This is a genomic window from Nostoc sp. JL34 (assembly GCF_017114945.1).
Lineage (GTDB): Bacteria > Cyanobacteriota > Cyanobacteriia > Cyanobacteriales > Nostocaceae > Nostoc.
The window spans coordinates 1-7,591 of record NZ_JABXKQ010000060.1; the positions used below are offsets into that span (position 1 = coordinate 1).

Below are 7,591 nucleotides of genomic sequence, written 5' to 3' on the forward strand. Positions count from 1 at the left end.
TCTCTCTCCGTATTATCTCGTACACTTTTTCAGAAATCAAATATGATTCCTATATTATCAGTAAGTATCTCAAATTCCTATTTTATCGTACTGACTTGCTAATTTTTGATGTTTGCATTTACGTCTTATAAGCTAGCCACAGCAAAGCTTTGATAGTTTTCGGAGATGTCTAATATACTTTAAATCAAGTTACTTTTGCGAGTCTGTTCGGTTTCGCACACATAACTCAAAAAAATTTTTATGCTCGGTTACTGGGCAAAAAGCCCAGTAACCGAGCAAATTCGTTTTGTATGACTCGATAACACTCGCAGGAAGTTGCTTCCAAATCCTTTCGGTTCAGGATGCTAATATGACCACGTTGGTAGCTGATCATTCCGGCTCGGCTCAGGGTGCTAGCCGCAACTGTAACGCCAGAACGACGTACACCTAGCATCTGGGAGAGAAATTCTTGCGTGAGCGGAAAATCTTCTGATTCTAAACGGTCAGAGACTGTCAGTAACCAGCGAGCCAGCCGCTCTTCTAAGGTATGCAGACGGTCAGAAACTGTCAGCAGCCAACTAGCCAGCCGCTCCTCTAGCTGATGAAAACGGTTGCAGGCAGATTCTTGTAGTATTTGAGTGTATACACGTTGCACATAGTGCAGCAGAACGGTTTGAAGCGCTGCACCCCGATTGAACTCGCTTTTGAGTATATCTGCATCGATCTGCATGGCAGTGTCTGGAATCTGCACAAATGCTGTTGTGATTGTGGTGTTGTTTCCTAAAATTACGGGCATACCCACCATGCCTTCATTACTCACTAAACCAACTTTCACTGTCGAGCCATCTTCCATAGTGCTGACTATAGAAACCACTGCTTTATTAGGAAAATAGACCTGTGTGATCGGTTCGCCTGTTTGGTAAAGGACTTGCCGATTTGACAGCGGAACCAGCTTCATGTGGGGAATAAGGCGCTGATAATCACTGGCTGGCAAAGCTGCAAGCAACTTATTTGCTGGTTGCTCAAGGGCATTTTTGTCTAATGACATTGGAATTCTCCTGAATATAGCCGTCTCTAGAAAGAGCAACTTCAGGCATAAGGAGAAAAATCAAGAATTTAATCCCAATGTCAAAAGGTGTAATCCCTAAAAAAAGTTGTAATAAGAGTTTTTTATACTCCTATTTATAAATATAACATCACTAAATTATTTAATGCAAAATAAAGGGCATTGCTGATTAAAAATACGAATTTGTTTCACACAGAGGCGTCCAAACACAGAGAGTAAAAGTTGAGAATACATGATTTTTACATTTCATATCTAATATTCAGCAACGCCAGATAAATTATTAATATGCCGCTTTGTAACTGCAATTGAATGCATAAAAAGTGTCATAATCATCTCAGCAAATATTTTAAGTTCTCAATATAATTCTATTTACTTGTTACTTGAATCAGATTGCTATAGATATGAGTATCGTTGTCAGCGATCGCAGCAAAAAATTCCTGATTATACAAGCCCTTAAAACCCTAAATTTTTGTCATTGCTACCAAATGTTGTGAACTCTACGAGGGAGGCTTGGTATATTTTGATCGCCATGAAGACAAGCTACTTAGAACTAAAGAGCTTAATATAAACATTTATTAAGACTTAATTCCAGAAGAATTTTCAGATTTTTTGGTATACTACGGTAAGTGGATTGATTTATAGTAGTATGTACTCAGGTTAAAATAGCCCATCTCACAATAACTCAATAAAAGCAAGTATTTTTGACTACAATTTTAGATTTTTTATTACTCCAAACTAGCTTACTTATCTGATTCATTTATGTAATAATAAGCAACTGTATCCATTAAATACGATTTGTCTATCAAATTTTAGTAGTATCAGCAAAATATTAATTTACTGAAAAATTTATATTGGCTTAGTACCAAATTCAGTGTTGTTTGAAGCTAATTTACTTAAAAATAAGACTGTCCTTGACAAAATCCAAAAGACCCAAGAAAAATATCACTATTCAATCAACTGACTAACAACGCAAAAATATGAAGTATAACCAACTTGGCAAGAGTGACTTAAAAGTTTCTGAAATTTGTCTGGGCACCATGACCTATGGACAGCAAAATACTATTGAAGAAGCCCACGAACAACTAGATTATTCTATAGCCCAAGGAGTCAATTTTATTGATGCGGCTGAGATGTACCCAGTACCAACAAGTGGCGAAACTTATGGATTAACTGAAACTTACATAGGAGAATGGTTAAAGCGTCAACAACGAGAGCAACTGATTATAGCTACTAAAATTGCTGGCCCTGGTCGAGGCTTTAAATGGGTACGTGGTGGAGCCAAAGCAATTGACCGTGAGAATATCAAACAAGCTGTAGATGATAGTCTAAAAAGATTACAGACAGACTATATTGATTTGTACCAAATTCACTGGCCCGATCGCTACGTGCCACGGTTTGGACAAACAGTGTTCGATCCGACTCAGGTAGGAGAAACGGTTCCCATCACTGAACAGCTAGCAGTTTTTGCCGATGTGATTAAGGCAGGGAAAATTCGCTATATCGGTTTGAGTAATGAAACCCCTTGGGGAGTTGCCCAGTTTAGTAATGCTGCTAAACAATTAGGATTGCCCAAAGTTGTTTCCATTCAAAATGCTTACAACTTGCTGAATCGAGTATTTGACGGAGCCTTAGCAGAAGCAGTTTATCAGGAAGAAATTGGGTTACTAGCTTATAGTCCTTTAGCATTTGGCTTCTTGACTGGCAAATACCTCAACGGCAAACCAGAGAAAGCCAGAGTCACGTTGTTTGAAAATTTTGGTCAGCGCTATCTGAAACCAAAAGTAAGTCAAGCCGTAGCAGCTTATGTAGATATTGCCAAGCGTTATCAACTAAGTCCAGCGCATCTGGCTTTGGCATTCGTGCGAAGTCGTTGGTTTGTGCCTAGCACAATTATTGGTGCTACAACACTCGAACAACTCAAAGAGAATCTGGAAAGCGTGGATATAGTTCTCGACAAAGATATTTTAGAAGAGTTGGATATAGTTCATGCTCAGTCGCCAAACCCAGCACCTTAAACAATTAAAAATTAAAAATCAAAAATTAAAAACAAAGGAGAAATAACTAATCTCCATTGCCTTGTTATCAGGCTGGAGATTGGTAAGGCCTTCTAAGAGACTCTCGCGCTCATTATCAATTTCCAGTTTGTCTGGAATTGTTTTAGTTTTATGGAGCAGTAAATCATTGATGGGTAAATTTCAAAATTCTTATTTGCTGTGTAGCTTAAAAAGTTTACTTCAAATTGGCCAGCAGGGTTCAACTAAAGTACTCATCTGGCTATTGATAGCCCCATCTGGCTTGAGTTTGATGATTTCTGGATGTAGTTCGACTAACTCTGCCAATTCCACTGTTAAACCTGTGAGTAAGCAAAGTCAAGGTTACTCAACAGCACAAAATTCTGCACCCGAAAAACAAACAGTAGTTCGCATTGGTTATATTAAGGGAAGTCTGTCTGCGATCGCAAAAGAACGTGGTACTTTAGAGCGGGAACTAACTCCCAAGAATATTAAGGTTGAGTGGGTTGGTACATTCCCATCTTTTGCACCTGTATTAGAAACAATCAATGCTAAAAGTTCTGATTTAGGAGCCGGCGGGGATATTGCTGGTTTGTCTGCTTTATCTGGTGGGATTAATGCTTGCATCATTGCCTACCGACCGGCTAATCGCAACTCAGAAGGGATTGTAGTTCATGCAGATTCCCCCATTCGGAAATTTGACGATCTTATTGGCAAAAAGGTCATTGTGAACAGAGGTGGAATCAGTGAACATTTGCTATTGAAACTATTAGAAAAAGAAAATATTTCCAAAGAGAAAGTAAGTCGCGTTTACATGAAACCCGATGAAGCCTTACCCGCTTGGGCATCTCATCACGTCGATGCTTGGGCAGTTTGGGACCCTTGGGTTGCTAGTGCTGAAATTAAGTACAATGCCCGCCAAATTCCTTTGCCTGCACAAGTCCCCCATTACTCTCTTTATATGGTGGATAGGGATGCATTAAAAGAAAAATCTGAGGCGATTCGGGAAGTGATTGCGATTCTTGCTCAAGAGGCTGAATGGCTGAATAAACATCCCCAGGAAAATCAAAAAGTATACCAAAAAGTATCAGGATTACCGCCTGAAGTTGTGAAGCGGACATTTGAACGCCGACCCGTTGATGGAGTGCTTCCTTTAGAACCGAAAGTGATTGCCGATTTACAGAGTGCTGCTGATTGGATATACAAACAGGGAATTGTTCAGAAACGAGTAGAGGTGCGTGATGCACTCTGTCCCAGTTCTTAGATTAAAAACTAGATATTTAGTAGGTAGGATATGACTTTTACAGCAACATCAGTTGACCAAAATACTATTCGTCGTCGGGGTACAGGTTTAAAGGCTTATAATCCCGAAAAAGTATTCAAAGGATACACACTTTTCACGCCTCTGACAGGTCAAGGTGAAGTCTACCTTCTGAACTTGGAAGGAGAAGTAGTACACCAGTGGAATCTGCCTTATCCACCAGGGTTATACGGTTATATCTTGCCCAATGGCAACCTCTTTTATAACGGTAAGACTCCACCAGAAGAACCACTACGTTTTGCTTTGTGGGCTGCATTCAAAAGTGGCGTTGTTTTAGAGGCAGATCCCAAAGGAAATATTATCTGGGAATATAAGCATCCAGATCATCATCACGATGGACGCAGATTAGCCAATGGCAACACGATTCTACTAGCCATTGAAAAGATACCTCAGTCTTTGGTTTCTCAGATCAAAGGTGGCGTACCAGGTACGGAACCAGATGGTGATATCTATGCTGATGTGCTTTATGAGGTGACTCCAGGAGGTGAAATCGTTTGGACTTGGCACGCCCACGAACACCTCGATCCAGATATATTTACGATTACACCCCAAGATCATCGACATGAATGGACTCATGGGAATACTGTCGGGGAACTCGCTGATGGCAACATTATAGTCAGCTTTCGCAATATCTCCACAGTTGTCATTGTCGATCGCAAAACTGGAGAAATCATCTGGACGTTGGGTGATGATGTGCTAGCACAGCAACACTTCCCAAACGAATTAGCTAACGGCAATATCCTGATTTTCGACAATGGCGCACATCGGCGTAACATTGCTCTCAACTTCTCCCGTGTGATTGAGGTGAACCGCCAAACGAAAGAGATAGTTTGGGAGTACACCGACAACCCACCCCAAAATTTCTTCAGTTCATACATATCAGGAGCGCAACGTTTGGCGAATGGCAATACCTTAATTACAGAAGGTGCTTATGGCCGAATATTCGAGGTGACAGTTGCAGGGGAAATTGTTTGGGAATACATCAATCCCCACTTTGCATCTCGGAATATTCCAGGTGAAAAATCGCCAGTAACTCGTGGGGAGCAAAATACAGTTTTCCGTGCCTTCCGCTATGCACCTGAAGAAATACCTTGGCTTTAGCAGTCCGTCAAGCTCACAAAAGCCTGGTACGTAGTAAGCACTGAAGTGCTTACTACAAAGACTAAAGTCCTTACTACAAACTTCTCATATTCAAAGTTTGGTTAGTGTCTGAAATTTTTCGCCACATTGAGAGTTTCTACTGCGCTTCAGGACACTAACAATTTAAGATTTGGGATTTTGGATGAAAATTCAATTCCCAATGCCGATTAACAAGTCCTATTTACTAAGGTACTTAAACATGGCTGAAATCAAAGTATACAGTGCAGTTGTTTGTCCTTATGCTCACCGTACCCGCTTGGTACTCCAAGAGAAAGGCATCGACTTCGATTTGATTGAGATTGATTTGCAGAATAAGCCTGAAGGGTTTACCAAAGTTTCCCCCTATGGGAAAGTGCCTGCACTAACTCATGGTAATGAGCCAGTTTGGGAATCAGCAGTAATTAACGAGTATCTCGATGAGGTATTTCCCAATCCACCACTGTTACCCAGCAGCCCCCTTGCTAGGGCACAGGCTCGCATCTGGATCGATTTTGCTAACACTAGGTTCGTTCCCGCTTTTTCTACCTTGCTGCGGAGTTCAGATCCCCAAAAACAAGAAGAAGCTAAACAGGAACTATACAAACACCTGGAATTCATTGAAAACGAAGGTTTAGCAAAGCTATCTGGAGAAGGCCCCTACTGGTTTGGTGAATCCATTAGTTTGGTCGATTTCACTTATTTCCCCTGGTTTGAGCGTTGGGCTGCACTCAAGCAGTATCGTGGCTTTGGATTGCCAGAGCAATTTACCCGTTTGCGGCAGTGGAAACATGCTTTGAAAGAGCGTGAATCTGTGAAAGCGATCGCTCACTCTAAAGAATTCTACATCGAGCGATATGCTAAATTCGCTGCGCCTACTCTCGCTGCTGTTTAAGCGTAATTCATAACTATGTTTCAAGTGGGGTTTAAATTCCCACTTGAAACATAGAATTAAACTCTTTAAAGTTACGAATTACGAATTACGACTTTACCAAAATGAGCCGCGCTTTTGAGGTAATGATAAGCCTCCCGCGCTTCAGTGAATGGGAAAACTCGATCAATAATCGGTTTGATTTGATGCTGTTGCATCGCCTGATTCATCGCCTCAAACATTTCCCGACTGCCAACATAAATTCCCTGAACTGTTAAACTCTTAAAAAGTATTGGCATGGGGTCAATTTCATTTCCTCTACCTGATAATACGCCAATCAAGCTAATACGTCCTCCAATACGGACTGCTTGTAGCGATTTTGGCAGAGTCCCTGCACCGCCTACCTCCACTACCTGATCAACACCCGTGCGATTAGTCAATTGGTAAACTTGCTTTTCCCAATCTGATGTTGTTTTATAGTTGATTGTCTCATCAGCCCCAAGCTGCTTCGCTCGTGCTAACTTCTCATCACTACTGGAAGTAATAATCGCCCTAGCACCATGTATCTTGGCAAACTGGAGAGCAAAAATTGAAACTCCCCCAGTACCAAGTAACAAAACACTATCACCTGCACCAATATTGCCTTTTGTCACTAGTCCATGCCAAGCTGTGACTGCTGCACAGGGCAAAGTTGCACCTTCAATGTAGGATAAGTGGTCAGGTAATATCACTAAACCATCTTGGTGTAATACGACATATTCAGCCAACATTCCATCAATACCGCCTCCGAGATCGGATTTCATTTTCTCTTTGGTTAAAGAGCCATAAATCCAGTCTTGGAAGAAAATACCAGCCACGCGATCGCCTATTTTCACCCGTGTCACACCTTCCCCCACCGCCACCACTTCCCCTGCACCGTCAGACGCGGGAATTAGCGGATATTGCTGTCCAGCACCGTAAGCTCCTTCAATGACAAGTAGATCGCGGTAATTTAAGGATATTGCTTTGATTTGAATGAGAACTTGTCCAGCTGCGGGTTTTGGTTCAGGGCGATCGACTAATGCCAGGGCATCAATCCCGGCGTTGCTTTGAATTTCGTAAGCTTTCATAGAATTTCTGTTTGCCAATAGCTCAAACGCCACAGTACAAAACTAGACTATCGCCAATCATCTAAGTAGGTGGGCGGAAAAATTTACAGCTATGTAACGAAAAGTTAAGTAGTAGAA

General features: G+C 41.3%; 6 protein-coding genes. 4 read left to right on the forward strand and 2 right to left on the reverse strand.

What is annotated here, in order from left to right:
* Positions 1-238: 238 nt before the first annotated feature.
* A complete protein-coding gene (locus tag HWQ44_RS12660) occupies positions 239-1,027 on the reverse strand; it encodes a Crp/Fnr family transcriptional regulator (protein WP_292718965.1) in 789 nt (262 codons plus the stop codon).
* A gap of 995 nt (positions 1,028-2,022) precedes the next feature.
* Here HWQ44_RS12660 and HWQ44_RS12665 point away from each other — a divergent pair.
* The 4 genes from HWQ44_RS12665 (at position 2,023) to HWQ44_RS12680 (ending at position 6,389) form a co-directional block, all read left to right on the forward strand.
* Positions 2,023-3,060 carry an NADP(H)-dependent aldo-keto reductase gene (locus HWQ44_RS12665; protein ID WP_292718966.1) on the forward strand — a complete coding sequence of 346 codons (1,038 nt, stop codon included), beginning with the start codon at positions 2,023-2,025 and terminating at the stop codon, positions 3,058-3,060.
* 340 nt (positions 3,061-3,400) lie between these two features.
* Entirely contained in the window at positions 3,401-4,321 is a 921-nt protein-coding gene (locus HWQ44_RS12670; RefSeq protein WP_292718967.1) for an aliphatic sulfonate ABC transporter substrate-binding protein, read from the forward strand.
* A gap of 30 nt (positions 4,322-4,351) precedes the next feature.
* The gene (locus HWQ44_RS12675) at positions 4,352-5,479 is read left to right on the forward strand and encodes an aryl-sulfate sulfotransferase (RefSeq protein ID WP_292718968.1); all 1,128 of its coding nucleotides are present in this window, start codon (positions 4,352-4,354) and stop codon (positions 5,477-5,479) included.
* 238 nt (positions 5,480-5,717) lie between these two features.
* Positions 5,718-6,389: a glutathione S-transferase family protein gene (locus HWQ44_RS12680; protein WP_292718969.1), complete on the forward strand. Its 672-nt coding sequence runs from the start codon at positions 5,718-5,720 to the stop codon at positions 6,387-6,389.
* Positions 6,390-6,460: 71 nt separating this feature from the next.
* Here the strand turns inward: HWQ44_RS12680 and HWQ44_RS12685 are convergent, their stop codons facing one another.
* Entirely contained in the window at positions 6,461-7,474 is a 1,014-nt protein-coding gene (locus HWQ44_RS12685; protein ID WP_292718970.1) for an NAD(P)-dependent alcohol dehydrogenase, read from the reverse strand.
* Positions 7,475-7,591: the final 117 nt, after the last annotated feature.

Excerpts from the sequence above, each read along its gene's own strand:
- HWQ44_RS12675 (WP_292718968.1), top strand. The coding sequence starts at position 4,352 with ATGACTTTTACAGCAACATCAGTTGACCAAAATACTATTCGTCGTCGG.
- HWQ44_RS12680 (WP_292718969.1), top strand. The coding sequence starts at position 5,718 with ATGGCTGAAATCAAAGTATACAGTGCAGTTGTTTGTCCTTATGCTCAC.
- HWQ44_RS12660 (WP_292718965.1), bottom strand. The coding sequence starts at position 1,027 with ATGTCATTAGACAAAAATGCCCTTGAGCAACCAGCAAATAAGTTGCTT.
- HWQ44_RS12685 (WP_292718970.1), bottom strand. The coding sequence starts at position 7,474 with ATGAAAGCTTACGAAATTCAAAGCAACGCCGGGATTGATGCCCTGGCA.
- HWQ44_RS12665 (WP_292718966.1), top strand. The coding sequence starts at position 2,023 with ATGAAGTATAACCAACTTGGCAAGAGTGACTTAAAAGTTTCTGAAATT.